This window comes from Flavihumibacter sp. UBA7668, from assembly GCF_002483205.1.
Lineage (GTDB): Bacteria > Bacteroidota > Bacteroidia > Chitinophagales > Chitinophagaceae > Flavihumibacter.
On the sequence record NZ_DLHM01000004.1, the window covers coordinates 35,981 to 54,492 of the forward strand.

Consider the following 18,512-nt stretch of genomic DNA (forward strand, 5'->3'; position numbering starts at 1 on the left):
GACTGCCCGCATTCAATAAAAATTAAGTTGGGATGCCTTTCCATGTGCTGGCAGAACAGGGAAAAGCGTAGGCTGTGCCTTAGCATAGAAAGAGCAGATTGAAGATAATAAGGAACCTCAAAGGAGTGAGTAAAGAGTGGGCAAAAGGAGGGGAAACCATGGTCCAAACTTTGTACGGAGCAAAACGTAGAATAACGGAGGATTACGGAGGATTACGAAGTTTTGGAAAGCAGAGAAATCTTATTTATATTAGAAAAAAACACTTTTTATGGCCCGAATCAACAATTCTAATTTATTAGAAGGCGCCCAGGGTGCCATTGGTAAAAAACTGGTGGTTAAACGCATCAATGGAAAATCTTTTCTCTGTCAGTTCCCGAATATGAGTGATGTGCAATTCAATGAGAAACAAAAAAAATGCCAAAGCGTTTTCGCTCAGGCCGTTGCTTATGCGCAGGAAGTATTAGTTGATGCAGATAAAACACTGTTTTATAAGCAAATGAAACGCAATAAAAAAAATTTGAGAGAATCCAGTATTTATCATCTGGCTATACAGGATTACATAGGGAAAAACAGTAAAAAGCGCGCCAGACAGAAAACTATTCAAAAACTTAATTGGTACCAACAAACCTATTCATTGAGTAACCGTCAGCTGATTTCATTACAGCAATTACTGACAAAGAGAGAACTAACCAATTCCATCTACCAACAACTCAACCAGGTTTCGAAAGCGACTGCTACCCGCGATCTGCAAAACCTGGTGTATCAGGGAATCTTATCGATTCCAGCCAAAGGAGTCGGCGCCCGCTATGTATTGGTACAAGAGCAATAACAATAATAATCCGATGGAGTGCTCTTTAATAGAATTGGCTCATCAGATTCGTGAATTGGCTCAAAATACAATCAAATTGGCTCATTTTAGCCGCTAATTGGCTCATAAATACTTTCTATTGGCTCAAATATGCGGCTAATTGGCTCATTCTGGATTTGTAACAGCCTACTTAAATAGTTCACTTAATTTTAAGTATGTCCAATTACAAAAACCATACACCGGAAGAAGTTCAACTAAAAATAGAACAAAGCCAGGAAGCCTGGAAAAAATGGCGACTAACTGATATAGCTATACGCAGCAGCCTGCTGCTTAAATTGGCCGCTGTATTAAGAAGCCGTCAACAACCGCTCGCTGCGTTGATGGCCGATGAAATGGGTAAACCCATTAAACAGGGAATAGCCGAAGTGGAAAAATGCGCCCGCTGTTGCGAATATTATGCCGAACATGCAGCCGCTTATCTGGAAGATCAAATCATTCGCACCGAAGCATCCAAATCCTATATCAGCTTCCAGCCACTCGGTATCATCCTGGCCATCATGCCCTGGAATTTTCCCCTCTGGCAGGTTATCCGGTTTCTGGCACCTGCGCTGGCCGTCGGTAACGCTGCCCTGCTTAAACATGCTTCCAATGTGCCGGGTTCCGCCATGGCAATTGAAGAGATGATTCTTGAAGCGGGATTTCCACCCCTTCTTTTTCAAACCCTGCTGATCAGCAGTAAAGATGTTGCGTTGGTGCTGGAACATCCGCATATCAAAGCTGCCACCCTCACCGGAAGTACACCCGCCGGTAAACAGGTGGCTGCCAAAGCAGGGGCGCTGCTGAAAAAAGTGGTGCTTGAACTGGGCGGCAGTGATCCCTATATCATTTTAAAAGATGCTGATTTGGAACTGGCTGCAGAAGCCTGTGTTAGCAGCCGGCTCATCAACAGCGGACAATCCTGCATTGCCGCCAAACGCTTTATTGTGGAAGCGGAAATAGAAGAGGCCTTTACTCAACACTTTCTTGAAAAAATGAAAGCCAAAACTATGGGCGATCCACATGACCCCGGAACAGACATCGGTCCGCTGGCTCGCGCTGATTTGAGAGACGAGTTGCATGAACAGGTGCGCACTTCAATTGAAAAAGGCGCCATCTGCCTGCTTGGAGGCATCATTCCACCGGGAAATCATGCTTTCTTTCCACCAACCCTGTTAACGAACGTGCAACCGGGCATGCCGGCGTATGAAGAAGAGCTTTTCGGGCCTGTTGCTGCCTTCATCACCGCAAAGGATGAAGCTGATGCCATCCGGATCGCCAATGATACCAGTTTTGGATTGGGATCGGCTGTGTTCACCAGTGATCTCGCCAAAGGAGAAGACATCGCCCGTAACCAGCTGGAAGCGGGTGCCAGTTTTGTGAACAGCCTGGTACAGTCTGATCCGCGGCTTCCTTTCGGTGGTATCAATCAATCGGGCTTCGGCCGGGAACTTGGCCTTTTCGGCATCCGTGAATTTGTCAATATCAAAACAATTTCCATTAGATAAGGTCTTATTTTCCCTTTCTTTGTAAGGCAACCCAACCCATGGCAGAAGACAAAGAAATTACGATTTATGATATCGCGAAACACCTGAATCTTTCCGCTGCAACCGTCAGCAGGGGATTGAAGGGGAGTCCGCTTATAAATAAGCATACCCGCAAAAAAATCAATGAAGCAGCCAAGGAACTGGGCTATCGTTCCAACAGCTTTGCCAGTAATTTAAGAAGCAAACAAAGTCATACACTGGGTGTGCTGACACCAAGACTCAACAGTCATTTTGTATCTGCCGCCCTGGCCGGTATGGAAGATGTAGCCAGCAGGGAAGGGTACCGGCTCATCATTACACAATCGCTCGAAGATGTGGAGAAGGAAAAAATCAATGTGCAGAGTATGTTTAATAACCGGGTAGACGGACTCCTGGTTTCACTGGCTGCCAACACCGAAAACCTCGACCATTTTGAGCCTTTTTTCAATCGGAAAATTCCGGTTGTTTTTTTTGACCGGGTGGTGCCTCATCCCGATAGTACTTCGGTTGTAATTGATAATTATACGGCTGCTTATAATATTACCCAACACCTGATTGAACAGGGCTGCACAAAAATCCTGCACCTCGGTGGCAACCTGCTGCGGAATGTGTACAGCGATCGGCTCAAAGGGTTTAAACAGGCCCTCAAAGAACATGACCTGCCCTTACCTGCAAAATTTCATCAGATCAGTAATCTTTCCAGTGAAGCAGGTACCCAGGCTGCTGACTGGATCCTTTCCCTGCCGGCAGACAAACGCCCCGATGCCGTATTTTCTGCCAATGATACAGCCGCCGTTTTTTGCATGCTTCGTTTAAAAGCAGCAGGTATAAAAATTCCGGATGATATCGCTTTTGCCGGTTTCAACAATGATCCGATCAGCGTGGTGATTGAACCCAACCTGACCACGGTTGATTATTCCGGCTATAATATCGGTCAGACAGCAGCAAAAAACCTGATCAATCACCTTAAGGGCTCCATCGATATTTATATGACCGATATCATCTCGCTTCGCTCCGATCTGATCATCCGAGGCTCCTCTCTCCGCAGATCAACCGACGGGTAACGTCGGGTGCAATTCCTCCAGTCGTTTAAAGAAGCCGATGGAAGCCAATGCAGAATGGAGTTGGCTGATCTGAGTGGTGGTAAGAGGGGTTAAGGGTAAGCGGCAATCGCCCAGTTCCTCCCCCAATAATAACATGATGGCACGCTGCGCCGGTATGGATGGATATTTCGTAAAACAACGAATCATTTCAACTGCCTGCAATTGCCAGAATTGTGCTTTCTCCAATTCACCTGCTTCAAAATACTGCATAACTTTCTGATAAATTGGTGCGGCAAAAGTATAAGTACTACCGATTGCTCCTTTTGCACCAACTGCCAATGCAGGCAGCAATAATTCATCGTATCCGAACAGGATATCGTACTTCCCATTTTTATAGTTCAGGCAGGCCTGGTATTCATGAATCGTGGAGGCCGTGTATTTGATTCCGGCCAGATTGGGGATGGTGGTTTCCGCACGTTCCAGAAACTCAATCATATCAATGGAGATACCTGTCAATACCGGAATATGGTAATAATAAAAGGGTAGGGAAGGCGCTGCTGAAGCGATTGCAGCCATACAGGAAACCAGGTTCTCTACTCCGGTTGGTTTAAAATAAAAAGCAGCAACTGATGAGATCGCATCCGCACCAATAGATACCGCATGTTTCGCCAGCTCCTGCGCTTCAGCAATGGACGAATGTCCAACATGCACAAATACCAATACCCGTTTTTGAACGGCATTAATATAGGCTTCCGCAACCTGCTTTCTTTCCGCTATGGTTAGATTGGGGCCTTCCCCATTGGTACCACAAACATAAATTCCTTTCACACCATCTCTGATCAGATTCTCCACCAGCCTGGGGATAATGGTTAAATTAACAGACCCGTCAACATTATAACCACAAAAAGTGGCTGCAATTAATCCTTCAACTTTTTGCATACGCTATTTTATTCAATGATTTCTGTAATGGGTATTTGCTGAAACACCAGCTGAGCCTGGCTGCTTTCATACAGCAGGCCGATTGTATTGGTATCCACTGAGCTTATGCTCGAATACCCTCTTCCACTTAATTCATCCAGTAAGATATGTTTGGAAACCGGCCAGGTTTTGCCATCATCATAACTAACCTGCAATGTTATATGATCGCGTTTGGTATAGGAATGCGGATTCAGAAATAACAATACTGATTTTTCCTTTCCTGCAACCATATACCGATGTTTATACAGACTGGCCATACAAACCGGCTCAATCAATGCTTTTCTGGAAGTTTCATGTTCCTTCCAGCTTTTGCCCAGGTCTTTTGTTATTGCAACCGATCGGCCATTGCCGGCACCAATCAGTCCCTTGTTGGAATTGGTTCGCATATTCAGCATGATGGAGCCATCTGATAATTCCACCGCCATACATTCTGTGGTTGATTCCTCTAAAGCCGGATTACTGGTGATCCAGCTTTTTCCGCCATCCCTGCTATAGGTAATATTGGAGAATGCTTTGCCCGTTGCATCCCGGCCCTGTGTAGGAAATACAAGGGTGCCGTCTTTTAATACTATTCCACTGCCCGGAGCAGGTGCCCATAGCCACCAGTCGGGCCGCTTACATTGAGCAGTCAGGTTAATCGGCTCCGACCAGGTTTTACCATGATCGGTACTTTTGGTTAGTAAAAACTGTGCTGTTTCCTTTGGTGAAAATCCGGGTTGGGAGCCTTTTGCCTTCCATTGGTGATTCCAGTTTTTACTGGTATCAGTTAAGCCTTCTGTCCATTTTCCATCAGCATCCAGTACTCCGTACATCCATAAGCCGGCAACAAAGATGGTACCTGTTTTAGGGTCCACCAGTATACAGGGATCTGATATGCCATTGAATTTTTCCGGTAAATTTCCCCAGCTTCCTTTATCCATGATTACCTGAAACGGCTGCCAGGTAGCGCCTTTATCTGTACTGCGATTTAAACCTATATCGATATCACCCTGCAGATCACGCGCAGATTCATAGCGTGCATCATAGATTACCAGCAAATCGCCGTTTTTTGCAGTTGCCATTCCGGGTATGCGCGAAGTATGCACATTGTCCTGCAACAACTGTCTAACTGCACTGCCTACCCGAAAAACGGCAGATTCACTTTTAGGTATGGTAAGAACCTGCTTATTGACGCGCATACTGCCTGCCTGCAGGCCGATTTTATTTTGTAGAGGGATATCAGGCGCTATACTCACTGCCACCCAGATATAATTTCGACCTGTATTCAATCGCAGATTTCCTGACAGCATCAATTGCTCTTTTTGCAAAGGCGATGTATGCAGGGCAAATAATGCGGTGGTATTTTTTTTCTCCGCAGCTGCATAAACTGAATCAGCATTGCTTGAAAATACCCGAACCCCTTTAATATCGTTCAGGCGGGTAGTTCCTTTAAACTGCAGACTGATTTCCTGCAACCAGGCAGTTGTAGCAGCTTCCGGAACATGCAGTTCCAGTCTTAACAGGGTAGTGGCTTCCAGTTCTTTGAGTATAGGTACCTGAAAACTTTTGGCAGACAATTCGATTTTCTGTGCTAATCCGGTTTGAAAACTGAAAATCAGTACCGCAATCCACGCAAAATTTACTGTCTTTATTCTTGAATTGGACTTAACCATCAATCGTATTTTTTTGATTTATTAAAGTGCAATCAATTCCTGAATCTCCACTTCACTTAATGCTTTTCGGTAGATCATGAAATCATCCAGTTGTCCGGTGAAAAAATTATTAAAACTGGTGGCACCTTCCTGCATCGCAATTTTGAATGCCTGGTTGCCGGTTACATTCCGGATATTTGGTGTCGTCATTTCTTTCACTTTGGTTCCATTCACATACACCATCATTTTTGTTCCGGATCGTACGCAGGTGAAATGAATCCACTGATCGGTATTCAGTTTTCCTTCATTGCCCATATTCAGAATGCTGCCACCACCGGGTGCTTCTGTATTGAAACGTAACTGACGGTCAGTGCTGTTATCGCCCATGCGCAACCAGGACTGATTATCATTGCTTCCATTCTTTCCACTTTCCTGCCATACCATCATTCGGGATGAACTGCTTGCTTTCAGCCAGCCGGTTACGGAGAAGTCGCCTGTGCCAAGGTTAAGAATGGTCTGACTTTGCACTGCTACACCGGATGCTCCGTCAAAGCTTGCCGCAAAGCCGGTTTTATTGTTCCGATCTGTTCCGGTAAATGCAGGTGTACCAGTTAGAATAACCGGAATAGCATCGGGGCCGGCATCCACTGCTGATCCATCAAAGGGGAAATAGGCAGCCAGCTGATCTCCGGGAACCACCAGAATATACTGTTCTTCCACTTTATCTGAGGAGTTCTCTGTGTTGGAAACTGTGAGGCTAACTTTATACCGTCCGGGTACAGCATAACTCACCACCGGATTGGCATCTGATGAAGTAGCCGGATTTCCGCCCTCAAATGTCCAGGCACGGGTTTGCACATTGCCCAGGGATTGATCTTCAAATGTTATCGAACCTCCCGTATAAGTGGAATGGGCAGCAGCAGCAAAACCTGCCGATACAAAAGACGGATCAATTACTTCCACCATTTCTGCAACTGTTTTTTCACCTTCAAATTCAGGATTTGAAGCTTTCAGTTTTACCGTATAAATTCCAGGTTCATCAAATTGTATCAATGGATTTTGTTCGGTTGATGTATAAAGAGCACCCTGTGTTTCATGAATGAATTCCCATTGCCAGCTCTCCGGAATACCGGTTGTGAGATCTGTGAACTGAACTGATTCTCCCTGCTGAATAATGGTTTTATCTGCTGAAAAGTTGGCACTGATCTGATTGTATCCAACCGTAACAAATCCGTCTTTGGTAATGGAATTGGATTCATTTTGATTACTTACTTCTAGTGTTACTTTATAGGTACCCGGACTCGTATACGTTACCGTTGGAGAGGAGAGTTCCGAGCTGGCAGGGGTGCCGCCTTCAAATGTCCATTTCCATCGCGATGCCTGTCCCGTGCTGATATCGCGAAAGCTGATGCTGTCGCCGGCCAGGATCTCAAACTGATCTCCTTCAATTGCAGCTACCAGCGGTACCTGTTCATTATCCTTTTTACAGGCGACCAGCAAAACAATCATTGCCAGCACCGTGCATATCCATTGTTTCATATAATCAGTTGTTGTAGGTTATTTAAAATCTGACAGCGGAATAATTTCAAATGAGATCCCGATATAAGGAGATGATTTTCCTCCTTCAAATAAAACACCAACCGCTTCATCGGAAATCTGAATCAGGTCAGAATAGGCAGACGGACCACTGTATACTTCCACTTTTTTTGTCCAGCTGGCACCATCATCCAGACTTTGACGCACGGTCATTTTTTCTCTTCTGGTACTGGCCGGATTGCTGAAAAATAATTGATGGCCACCATTCATTTCTGCAGATAAAAGGCTGCCCTGACAGGTCGGTTCAATCAATGCAGGATCTCTTCGCATATTTGTCCAGGTTAGTCCACCGTCTGAACTATTGGCAACAAAACGGGAGCCCCCGCCATTGCGCATATTCAGTAATAATTCTCCGGTTGAAAGTTCTGCAACGGTTGATTCATTGGCTCCTTCAGCCGGCGATATGCCTCCAATCTGCCAGCTTGCACCGTGATCATCTGAATAGATTACATGCGAAAAGCTTCGTTTGGTTCCAATTTCAATATAATCACAGGGAATAACGAGGCGGCCGGCAGTTGGGCCGGATTTCACCTGTATACCATGACATGGGCCGGTGGCATACCATCCCCACTCCGGACGCTTTACATCGCTTGTGATTTCCTTTGGCTGGCTCCAGCTGGCACCATTATCAGTTGAGCTGGATACATAAACACGTCGGGTATCTGTTCCGGTATTCGCATTGATATCACCAATATCATCCGTACCAAAATTCCAGGTGAGGAGCAGATGAAGAGTGCCTGTTGATTCATCTAAAACAGGAGCGGGATTACCGCAGGTATTATTGCCATCATCCCAAATCAGTTCAAGCGGTCCCCAGGTTTTGCCATTATCAGTGGAGCGTTTCATTACCAGATCAATATTCCCAATATCACTGCAACTGTTTTTTCTTGCTTCTGCAAATGCTATCAGGGTACCATCCTTCGCTCTGATCAGTGCAGGAATCCGGTAACAGGCATAGCCCTCAAAACGCTGACGGAAAATATAATTGAAGGTGGAATCTCCTTCGTTCAGATCAAGAATTGGTTTGGCAGCCGGACCTTCCAGATCCCAATCACGCTTGCCTTTGGTACATGCAAGTGTCAGCAGACATATTGAAACCAGGACAGAAAAAAGTATTCGGTTATTCATATCCTTCAGTTTGAGTTAAGTTGTTATTGATATCGATTTGTGCCTGTGGAATCGGGAAAAACAAAGGGGCGGTACTGGCAGATAAATTAGGTACCTCCTGGTAAATATTGATTGTTCCTGCAGTGTGGAATCGAACCAGATCATGCCAGCGGGTGAATTCAAAATAGAGTTCTCTGCTGCGTTCTTTTAGAATTTCCCTTTCAACGGTTAATTTGGTTGTAGAGCCGGTATAAGGTCCAATTTCTGCCCGAAGTCTAACTTTATCCAGTTCTGCAATTGCTTCAACCGGACGATTTAATGCAGCCAGTATCTCGGCCTTTGTCAACAGTAATCCGCCATGCCGGTAAAGAATGATATCATTGTCATAAAAACGATCATCAGCAAATTGGGTGCCTCTGAATTTATTATCGAACATGCCGATGCTTGATCCGTTTGGGTTTACTGCCCTTATAATAGAGGCTGCCTTCCGGTTATCGGTCGCATGTTCATTAAAAGTTGATTCAATTTTTGGACTTGGTGAATACACACTGCGGGCACCATTGATGGCAAAAGCCAGTTCGTCTTTATTGGCGGCAGTAGCTACAAATATGTCACGTGGTTTCATGCGACTTCCATAATGATCACTTTTTTCATCGCGCATAAAACGAAGTCCCATTACAATTTCAACATTCCCTTTATTGGCCGTGCTGAAAATTTCTGCAAAGTTTTGAAGCAGACTAGTTTGTGCTATCGGTTGATTAATGGCTGTTAATGCTTCCTGTAAATCAGCTTCGGTTCCCTGCAATACTTTAAATTTCCAAACCAATACATCGGCTTTAATGGCGTTTGCCAGCGGTTTGGAAGCCCGGTTTTTATTGACAAATCCATCTTCCGGAAAAAGAGTAATGGCTTCATTCAGGTCCTGAAGAATTTGTGCTGTAATCTCTGATGCAGGCAAACGCGAAGGCATATCATAGCTGTCGCTCTCAATTGCTTCCAGTACGAGCGGAACATTGTTCCAGCTTTTGATGAGCAGAAAGTACATATATGCCCGAATACTTAAGGCCTCTGCCATCAGTCTGTTCCTTTTTGCATCCTGCACAAAACTAATATTGGGTGCATTTTTCAGCAGCAGATTGCAATGGTAAATGATATTGTAATGATTGATCCAGTTGGGCGCATTCTGAGCCGTCAGATTTTGTTCCCATGCAGTGGAAACAGAACCTTCCAGTCCGGCTACAAATGCATCACCCCGGTCTTCAAAATGGTAGGTGCTGTTCATAAGGGCACGCATATCAGAATAGATGCCTGTTAAATAAGCTTCCACATCGCCCTCTGCTTTCCAGTAACTGGAGGAATCGATGCTTGAAATAGTATCTACATCCAGCATTTTTTTACATCCTGCTAAAACCAGCAGCATTGCAAAAAAGTATAGTTTGATAGTAGGTTGTTTCATGTTCCAGTCGATTATTTGAAGTTTAATTTAATTCCCAGGTCGTACATACGCGGACGTGCATACGAACCCTGATCATTACCTGAATAGATTTCCGGCATCAAACCGGAGTAGGAACTCAGGTAACCCAGGTTAAATGCACCTGCAAACAGGCTCAGGCTTTCGATATGAGCTGTTTTGAAAACTGCGGGAAGTGGTACCTGATAGCTGAGTGATACTTCGCGGAAGGCCAGGAAATCACCTTTTTCGTAGTAGAGAGAGTTGTTGGTTGAATAACCGGAACCGGATCCAAGATTATTTCCGTTGCGCAGGTGATTGCGGAAACGATAATCAGCATCACTTTGCACGGTGTATTTTGGAATACTGGCGATATCCCCCTGTTCTTTCCAGATCTCATCACTGAGCACATCTGTAAGAGTCATGTTATTATTTCTGGCACTACCCATTAATCGTCCACGGAAAGAATTATCTATTACATGGCCGATAGCGAAATCGGTAACAAAACGGAAGGAGAGTTTTTTATAGGTAAAAGTGCTGGCAAATCCGCCTACTTTATCAGGGCGCATATAGCCCATGAAAACCATATCGCGGTTGTCCAGGATGCCATTGCCATCCACGTCTTCGAAAATTGCGTCTCCACCCAGTTTGGTACGTCCGCTTGATTCGGAGTCGTATGGCGCACCGGATGCTTCTTCATCGGTTGCATAAACGCCTATGAAACGATAGGCCCAGCGCTCTCCAAAGCGTTCACCTTCTGCAGTTCCACCCACTTTTTCATATTGCCGGGTGCTTTTATTGTATACAAAGTTTCCTCCGATTCTGTTTTTCAATTCTCCGTTGCCGGGAAGTTTTTTCACAATTCCTGCGTTGAATCCAATATTGAAATTGACTTCCCACTGGATGTCTTTTGTTCGGACAGGCATGGCGGAGAGTTCAATTTCAAACCCTTCATTCAGGATACTTCCGTAATTGCTGCGAATGGAAGAAAATCCGGAAGTGGCATCAAGGGGTTTACTGAACAAACGATCAGAAGTTAACTTGGAATAGTAATCCAATAAAATGTTCACCCGATTATTGAGTAAACCAATATCAAGGCCCACATCAAAGGAGGACGTGGTTTCCCAAACCAGGTTTCTGTTGGGCAGGGTAGAGCTGAGTATGCCGGGCATTCCTGCATAATTATATCCTGTTGTATAAGCCCCTTTGGTATCAGCAACGGATAATTCATTGTTGCCTGTTTGTCCCCAACTGGCCCTGAGTTTAAAAGTATTGATAGTACTGCTGATGCTTTTCCAGAAGGGTTCACTGTGAATATTCCATCCGGCAGAAATGCCAGGGAAATACCCATACAGATTATCAGAAGCAAATCGGGAAGATCCGTCTGCGCGAAGGCTGAGTGCTACTAAGTATTTGCGTTTGATATCATATGCTACCCGTCCGAATACACTTGATATTTTATCCGTTACCTGGGTTGTTGAAATTCGTTTGGTTGAATCTGCAGAGGCATTTAATGTGGTGATATAGTCAGTGGGTGCGCCTCTTCCTGTTCCGCTCATGCGGTATGCGAACTGCTCAATAAAACTACCTCCGAGTACTGCATTGATATGATGGTTTTTGCGGATGGTTTTAGTATAATTGAACACGCCATCATACTGCAGCTGGCGGTCAAAATTATGACTGGCAGAAGCGTTTCTGTTGACGTTGATTTCATTATAGGCTTCAAAGAAATTCTCCATACCCTCTGTAGTAAAATAATAGACTTTGGGCTGGAAGGTCAGTCCCGGAATAATTTCCCAATCAAGTCCAATATTGATGGTGTTCCGGTATACATTGATATCGTTATAGTTTTCCTTGTAATAGATTTCATGATTCCGGTTTCTGAAAGAAGCGACGCCTTCACCAGGTGCGGGCAATCCGTCTTCATAATTCAGGCGGTAGGTAAAGGGCATGGTTACGGAACGACTTAAAACATTCTGGTAATTCCAGGCACCGTTGGACTTGCGGTATTGGTGATTGATATTGGTATTCAGGCTCAGTTTATCACTGAATTTGTAGGTAGTATTAATAAGTGCACTGTATTGTTTATAATCCGTACCGCGTACGATGCCTTCCTGATTTAAACTACCCAGTCCGATATAATACACAAATTTATCGCTGCCTCCGCTAACGCTGAGGTCATATTCTGCTTTACGTGCATCCTGAAAAGTTACGTCCTGATAATTGGTTTCTTTGAACAGGAGTTTTCTTCCTGTAACGGGGTCGTCCATGGTTTCCCAGCCTTGCCGGTCGATCAGATCAGCTACATAATCTGCACCATAATCGTTGATATAGGTATCCAGAAATTCGAGTGTGTTCCGGCTGTTTCTGGGATTACCGGTAGAGAGGCCATATCGACCTCCGGTAAGAAAGAAATCAGGATTGGTAGTATTGTATCGCTGAATATTCTGTCTGCTCACTCTAATATAATCACGGGCACTGGTAAAATTGTATTTTTTACCGAGCTCAGAAATTCCCTGGGTGGTTTTGAAACTGAAAACCGGTTTACCTGCTTTTCCTGATTTTGTTTTTACGATGATTACTCCGTTGGCAGCGCGGGCACCATAAATGGCGGTGGAAGCAGCATCTTTCAAAACCTGAACGGATTCAATATCATCCGGGTTGAGATCGCTGATATTTCTCATTTGTCCCACTATACCATCCACCACCAATAAGGGGGCATCACCTTCCGGCGAAGTGGAACTACCGCCACGAATAAAGATTTGCGGATTGGCACCGGGCTGACCATCGGAGATCTGGAGACTTAAGCCAGCCACTTTTCCCTGTAATTGTTGAAGCGGATTGGCGCCCTGGGCATGCTCCATTTCTTTGGCGCTTACGGTAGAGATGGAGCTGGTAACGGTTGCTCTGCTTTGTTTGCCATAACCTATGATGACGACTTCATCCATGCCTTTATTTTCCGGACTAAGGGTAATCCGGATGGTAGACTGGCTGTTTACAGCAATTTCCTGTAAAGCGAAGCTGGCATGGGAGATGAGCAGGATGGCAGTAGCCGGATTGGGTACAGAGATACTGAACCGGCCGTTTTTATCTGACTGGGTAAAAACATCGCTGCCTTTTAGTTGGATGGTTGCCCCTTCCACTGGTGCCGCATTCTCTGAATGACGGATCGTACCAGTTATTCTGGTGGCTTGCGACTGACCCTGAACAAGGTAACCAGTCAACAGGCAAACCAGGAAAAGGCTTGCAAAGGCAATGCGAATCGTTGGTCGCATAAACAGTAATTTGAGGTTTATTAATCTTTTATTGTAGATATGTACTACATAACAAATGTAATAGAATAATTTATTTGGCAATGCTGATCGGGAAAAAAATTCTGAGCCAGGGTAAAAAAAAGCTTCCGGAAGCTGTTTGCAGCTGGTCATAAAGGAAATAGGATCATATTTATTTTTACTTGTACTGATTTGATAAATAGTTATTTGTTCGAAAAAAATGGGCTTAATCACCCCTTGTTTTAACCCTTTCTGTCAGAAAATAGAGCCGGTATTAAAATTTTTGTTTCTTTTGTAGCACAAATACAAGTTCAGGATTAATCGTTACGTATATGTTACCATTGGATGCTTCAAATAATCTGGAACCAATTCTCAGCAAAACCATGGCTGACATAGTGGAAGCCCGCCTGCGGGAGAATTTCCGGAAGCGTAACTATAAGCCGGGCGATGCCCTGCCCACTGAAATGGAAATGGCGCAAAGTCTGGGTGTAAGCAGGAATGTAGTTCGGGAAGCATTGAGCAGACTGCGTATGCTGGGCATTGTAGAAACCAAAAAGAAAAGGGGCATGGTAATGGCCAAGCCCGATATTCTGGGATCCTTTGAAAAATTACTGGATCCCTTCATGATTGATGAAGCAACCCTGCGCGATATTTTTGAATTGAGGCTGGTACTGGAGATGGGATTACCCGATCTTTTGTTCCCCCGACTTACAGATGAGCATGTGGCGGAATTGGAAAAAATTGCCGCTGATGAATTAACGGCAGATAATTTCCGGATTCAGAATGAAATCGCCTTTCATGGGAAATTATATGAAATCACCGGCAACCAGACACTCAAGCGTTTTCAATCCATGCTGCTGCCCATATTTGCTTATGTAGTAGCGCTCGAGGAAAAACCCATTCGGGGAAAAATTTCACACAGCGGACTCGTTGATTTATTACGCACCGGAAATAAGGAAGCATTCCGCCAGGGAATGCTGGAACACCTAAGACCTCATTTCGACCGGTTGCAACACCAGCTTTAATAAAAAAGACAGTTGGCGCGGTAGAATTTTGTTTCTATATTTGATATGTAGTACATAAGTGCATTAATTTTATTCTATGCCCCTGTCTGCCATACAACTTTTTTCCATCTTATTTCTGCTCCTCATGCAAGTGAATTGTAGTCCGATCCCCTCCGCTGATTGTGCCTCCTCCGGTTTTTCCTGGGAATCATTCCCGCCAATTCCCGATAGCACCGGTTTTGCCGGCTCCTTTGCCGGGATCTCAAACGATGTTTTACTGGTTGCGGGTGGAGCTAATTTTCCCAATGGAGGAACCCCCTGGAATGGCGGAAAGAAAACCTGGTACCAGACAATTTTTGCATTTGATAAAAAGGAGCGGGAATGGATAAAAGCCGGATTATTGCCAGAGCCACTTGGATACGGGGTATCGATTTCAACCAGGGATGGATTGCTCCTGATTGGTGGCAGTAATGAAAACGGTCATGTTGCTACAGTAATCCGCCTTCGTTATAAAAATGGAGAAATAGAATTGGATTCATTGCCATCCCTTCCAATGTCTCTTGCCAATACCTGTGGTGCCCTGGTTGATCAAACCATTTATGTTGCGGGCGGATTAAATGCTCCCGATTCGAAGCAGACCAGCAATGCATTTTATTTTTTGAATCTGAACAGGTTGCAGGAAGGCTGGAAAGAAGGGCCTGCCTGGCCGGGTCCCTCAAGGATGCTGGCAGTTGCCGGAGCTTCACAAAATTCCTTTTATCTGTTCAGTGGTACAGAGTTGATTAATGGAGAAAGAAATTATCTTAAAGACGCCTATGTTTATTCTGAACAGGAGGGCTGGAAAACCCTGGCTGCATTACCAGGGCCTGTTGTGGCAGCTCCCTCACCGGCCTGGTATGAGAAGGAGCGGGGTTTCTTTATTTTTGGTGGGGATGATGGTGCACTCGCTGCAAAAGCTGCCACGCTTAAAGAGCAACATCCCGGATTCAGTAAGGACATTATATTTTATGATATCGATCGTGCGAGCTGGGAAAAAACCGGTAAGCTCTCATCGAAAGCTCCTGTTACCACAAGCCTGGTAAGCTGGGATAGCAAATTGTTTTTTCCCGGTGGTGAAGTGAGTCCGGGTATCCGTACACCGCATGTACTTGTAGCTAGACCCTGCACTAACCATTAATCTAAATTCGATTTTCCAGAACCATTAAACGATTCGTTTTGCAAACAAAAAAAAGCTGGTACCCCTGGATGGTGGTTGGACTCTTATGGGTGGTTGCCTTATTAAACTATATGGACCGACAGATGCTGAGCACCATGCGTCCCAGTATGCTGGCAGATATTGCTGAACTGGAATCTGCCACCAATTTCGGGCGACTTATGGCTGTTTTTCTCTGGATTTATGGATTCGTGAGTCCATTTGCAGGTATGCTTGCTGATAAACTCAATCGCAAATGGCTGATTGTACTGAGTTTGTTTATCTGGTCTGGTGTAACCTTCGCAATGGGCTATGCTACCAATTTTCAACAACTCTATTGGCTCCGGGCCATCATGGGATTCAGTGAAGCTATCTATATACCTACAGCCCTTGCCCTGATTGCGGATTACCATAGTTCCCGAACACGCTCTCTGGCCATCGGGATTCATATGACCGGCCTCTATCTGGGACAGGCATTAGGCGGATTTGGAGCAACTATTGCCGATCGTTTTTCATGGCAATATACCTTTCATCTTTTTGGGTTGATTGGTATGTTGTACTCCTTTGTTCTTGTGTTGTTTCTGAAGGATAAAAAACAAATAACGGATCCGCTAACTGTTACCAGCAACCGATTTAATCCGGCCGGGCTGTTCAAAGGAGTTGGCCTGCTGCTTGGAAATATCTCTTTCTGGATCCTGCTTTTTTATTTTGCGGTACCGAGTATTCCGGGTTGGGGTGTTAAAAACTGGCTGCCAACACTATTTGCTACCAAACTCGATATTGATATGGCCACAGCCGGACCAATCTCCACTATTACCATTGCGGCATCTTCTTTTGTAGGTGTATTGGCGGGTGGCTTATTGTCTGATCGATGGGTTCAAAAAAACCTGAAAGGCCGCATCTATACAAGTGCCATAGGATTGAGTTTAACGATTCCCGCATTGTTGCTGGTTGGCTACGGAAGCAGCTTATTTCATGTGGTTGCTGCGGCCTGTTGTTTCGGAATTGGATTTGGGATGTTTGACGCAAACAATATGCCCATATTATGTCAGTTTGTATCCTCCAGATACCGCGCAACTGCATATGGACTGATGAATATGGGAGGCGTTTTCTCCGGCGCATATATTACAGACTTGCTGGGCAAATCCACCGATAGTGGTAACCTCGGCCGGGATTTTGCCCTCTTATCCATTATCGTGCTGGTAGTGCTCCTGATTCAACTGGCCTTTCTCCGGCCCAACGCCATTGATGCGGACTCCCCCCACCCGACGGGTACCCGTCGGGTGGAAGAGTGATTATTTATTTCGACCCGATTCTTGAGGATACAACAGCCTTACATTATCCGATTGATAGACTGTTTTTGATTCAATTTCGATAGCAGTTAAGGGGCCGGAAAAACCTGCACCGGTATCAATGTTCCAAAGATTTTTACAGTTCACGGGAGTCGTTATCCCATAATTGGTGGTAGGTGTATGGCCAATATAAATTTCACTGAATTGTTTCAGTCGTTTTGGATAGAAGGGATGGTCTGGTTGAAGGGATGGATCCATGGAAATGGCCATTTCCCATAAAGAACGATCCCAATAATAATTGGTTTCATAATGTTCTTTCAACGGGCCATGCATGGAAGCAAAACCGGCATGAATAAAAAGGCGGTTTTGTTCATCGATATGATAATTCACCAATGACTTCAAAAAAAACAATTGCTGAGCTTTTGCTGAGCTGTCAAGGCCTTTATAACTATTGATGGTTTCCATTCCGCCAGAACTCAGCCATAAGGGATCGGATGATTTCCCTTCCAACCATTCCTGGCACCATTTATCGTGATTCCCTCTGATGAAAATGCAGTCAAACTGTCTGCTCATTTCAATCAGGTATTGGATAGTAGAAGCGGATTCAGACCAGCCATCCACATAATCACCCAGAAAAATAAAACGATCCTCGTCGGATGGTTGAATCTGCTCTATCAGTTGCTTCAATGCTTTTAATGCACCATGAATATCTCCAATAACAAATGTTCTTTTCATTTTGGTTAAGATGGGAACGAAATATATTTGACCGGTACATCATCAGAAAGCCAAACTTCATTCGCAGCCTGGAAAAACCGGAATCCATCGGCGTGCATTTGTTTTGAATGAATGGTTAATACAATTGGTTTTCCTTTTCGTTGTCCAACTAAACTTGCAGTTTCTACATCCTTGCTTAGGTGGACATGTAATCGGTTCATTTTCTTTAGTCCCTCAATTTGTATAAGCTCAACAGATCGAAGACCGGTACCATGGAATAATATCTCCGGTGGTGTTTGCGGCTCCAATCCCGGATCAATTTGAATGGAATGTCCCTGATTTGCCCGAATCCGTTTACCGGTTTCATCAATTATAAAACGTTGTTTGGCATTGGTGGCTACCAGCTCTTCCAATTCTGTCCGGTCAATAGCAACCGGGCAATTCCATTTTTCCAATAATTCATTGATATCTGCCCAACCCTGTTCGTCGAGTTCGAGGCCAATTAATCCCGGTTGATGCCTAAGTAAAAGACTCAGGTATTTACCTGCCGTTTTACTTTCTTTTTCTGTCATTCCTTCTGATTTTTTTATTTATCCAAAAATTAGTTTCTACTTAAAACATATGAATTTCTTTTGCAATGCTCAGTCAATTCCGCTAATCTTCCTATATAAAACCAGCATTAAAAAAGTCAAATTCCGCCATACTTTTCCATAACTATCAGATTATCAATACTTTCGAATAATTTCGAGCAAAATTATAGGAGTAAATACTTATTATTTTTATACCACAGACCAATAAAAAATACCATCAAACCTTTAAAAGTTGCAAATTCGTAGAATACAGAAATCCAATCTCCTCCGGCT

14 protein-coding genes are annotated in these 18,512 nt (G+C 44.4%); 6 read left to right on the forward strand and 8 right to left on the reverse strand.

Annotated elements, in window-relative coordinates:
• The first annotated feature begins 268 nt into the window (after positions 1-268).
• The 3 genes from B2746_RS08280 (at position 269) to B2746_RS08290 (ending at position 3,434) form a co-directional block, all read left to right on the forward strand.
• Entirely contained in the window at positions 269-829 is a 561-nt protein-coding gene (locus tag B2746_RS08280) for a hypothetical protein (RefSeq protein WP_290792381.1), read from the forward strand.
• Positions 830-1,023: 194 nt separating this feature from the next.
• Positions 1,024-2,352, forward strand: coding sequence for an NAD-dependent succinate-semialdehyde dehydrogenase (locus B2746_RS08285; RefSeq protein ID WP_290792382.1), 1,329 nt, complete (start codon positions 1,024-1,026; stop codon positions 2,350-2,352).
• Between the two features lie 38 nt (positions 2,353-2,390).
• On the forward strand, positions 2,391-3,434 hold the full coding sequence (locus B2746_RS08290; protein WP_290792383.1) for a LacI family DNA-binding transcriptional regulator: 1,044 nt from the start codon (positions 2,391-2,393) through the stop codon (positions 3,432-3,434).
• Here B2746_RS08290 and B2746_RS08295 read toward each other — a convergent pair.
• From B2746_RS08295 to B2746_RS08320, 6 genes are read right to left on the reverse strand one after another with little or no spacing between them, the layout of a single operon-like run.
• Positions 3,420-4,352, reverse strand: a complete 933-nt coding sequence (locus B2746_RS08295; RefSeq protein ID WP_290792384.1) for a dihydrodipicolinate synthase family protein — start codon at positions 4,350-4,352, stop codon at positions 3,420-3,422. The genes B2746_RS08290 and B2746_RS08295 overlap by 15 nt on opposite strands.
• Positions 4,353-4,360: 8 nt before the next feature.
• On the reverse strand, positions 4,361-6,043 hold the full coding sequence (locus B2746_RS08300) for a sialidase family protein (RefSeq protein WP_290792385.1): 1,683 nt from the start codon (positions 6,041-6,043) through the stop codon (positions 4,361-4,363).
• Positions 6,044-6,064: 21 nt separating this feature from the next.
• Positions 6,065-7,561, reverse strand: a complete 1,497-nt coding sequence (locus tag B2746_RS08305; protein ID WP_290792386.1) for a PKD domain-containing protein — start codon at positions 7,559-7,561, stop codon at positions 6,065-6,067.
• Positions 7,562-7,579: 18 nt separating this feature from the next.
• Complete coding sequence (locus B2746_RS08310; RefSeq protein ID WP_290792387.1) at positions 7,580-8,746, reverse strand: sialidase family protein; 1,167 nt, start codon at positions 8,744-8,746, stop codon at positions 7,580-7,582.
• Positions 8,739-10,181 (reverse strand): RagB/SusD family nutrient uptake outer membrane protein, encoded by a 1,443-nt coding sequence (locus B2746_RS08315; protein WP_290792388.1) that lies wholly within the window; start codon positions 10,179-10,181, stop codon positions 8,739-8,741. The genes B2746_RS08310 and B2746_RS08315 overlap by 8 nt, the downstream gene beginning before the upstream one ends.
• An 11-nt stretch (positions 10,182-10,192) precedes the next feature.
• The gene (locus B2746_RS08320; protein WP_290792389.1) at positions 10,193-13,450 is read right to left on the reverse strand and encodes a SusC/RagA family TonB-linked outer membrane protein; all 3,258 of its coding nucleotides are present in this window, start codon (positions 13,448-13,450) and stop codon (positions 10,193-10,195) included.
• Between the two features lie 329 nt (positions 13,451-13,779).
• Here B2746_RS08320 and B2746_RS08325 point away from each other — a divergent pair, with 329 nt between their 5' ends.
• The 3 genes from B2746_RS08325 (at position 13,780) to B2746_RS08335 (ending at position 16,938) form a co-directional block, all read left to right on the forward strand.
• A complete protein-coding gene (locus tag B2746_RS08325) occupies positions 13,780-14,472 on the forward strand; it encodes a FadR/GntR family transcriptional regulator (protein ID WP_290792390.1) in 693 nt (230 codons plus the stop codon).
• A 124-nt stretch (positions 14,473-14,596) separates the two neighbouring features.
• Positions 14,597-15,628, forward strand: coding sequence for a galactose oxidase (locus B2746_RS08330; RefSeq protein ID WP_290792391.1), 1,032 nt, complete (start codon positions 14,597-14,599; stop codon positions 15,626-15,628).
• 38 nt (positions 15,629-15,666) lie between these two features.
• Positions 15,667-16,938 (forward strand): MFS transporter, encoded by a 1,272-nt coding sequence (locus B2746_RS08335; RefSeq protein ID WP_290792392.1) that lies wholly within the window; start codon positions 15,667-15,669, stop codon positions 16,936-16,938.
• Here the strand turns inward: B2746_RS08335 and B2746_RS08340 are convergent, their stop codons facing one another.
• A complete protein-coding gene (locus tag B2746_RS08340) occupies positions 16,939-17,670 on the reverse strand; it encodes a metallophosphoesterase family protein (protein WP_290792393.1) in 732 nt (243 codons plus the stop codon).
• Positions 17,671-17,675: 5 nt separating this feature from the next.
• Positions 17,676-18,221, reverse strand: coding sequence for an RNA 2'-phosphotransferase (locus B2746_RS08345; protein WP_290792394.1), 546 nt, complete (start codon positions 18,219-18,221; stop codon positions 17,676-17,678).
• Between the last annotated feature and the right edge of the window lie 291 nt (positions 18,222-18,512).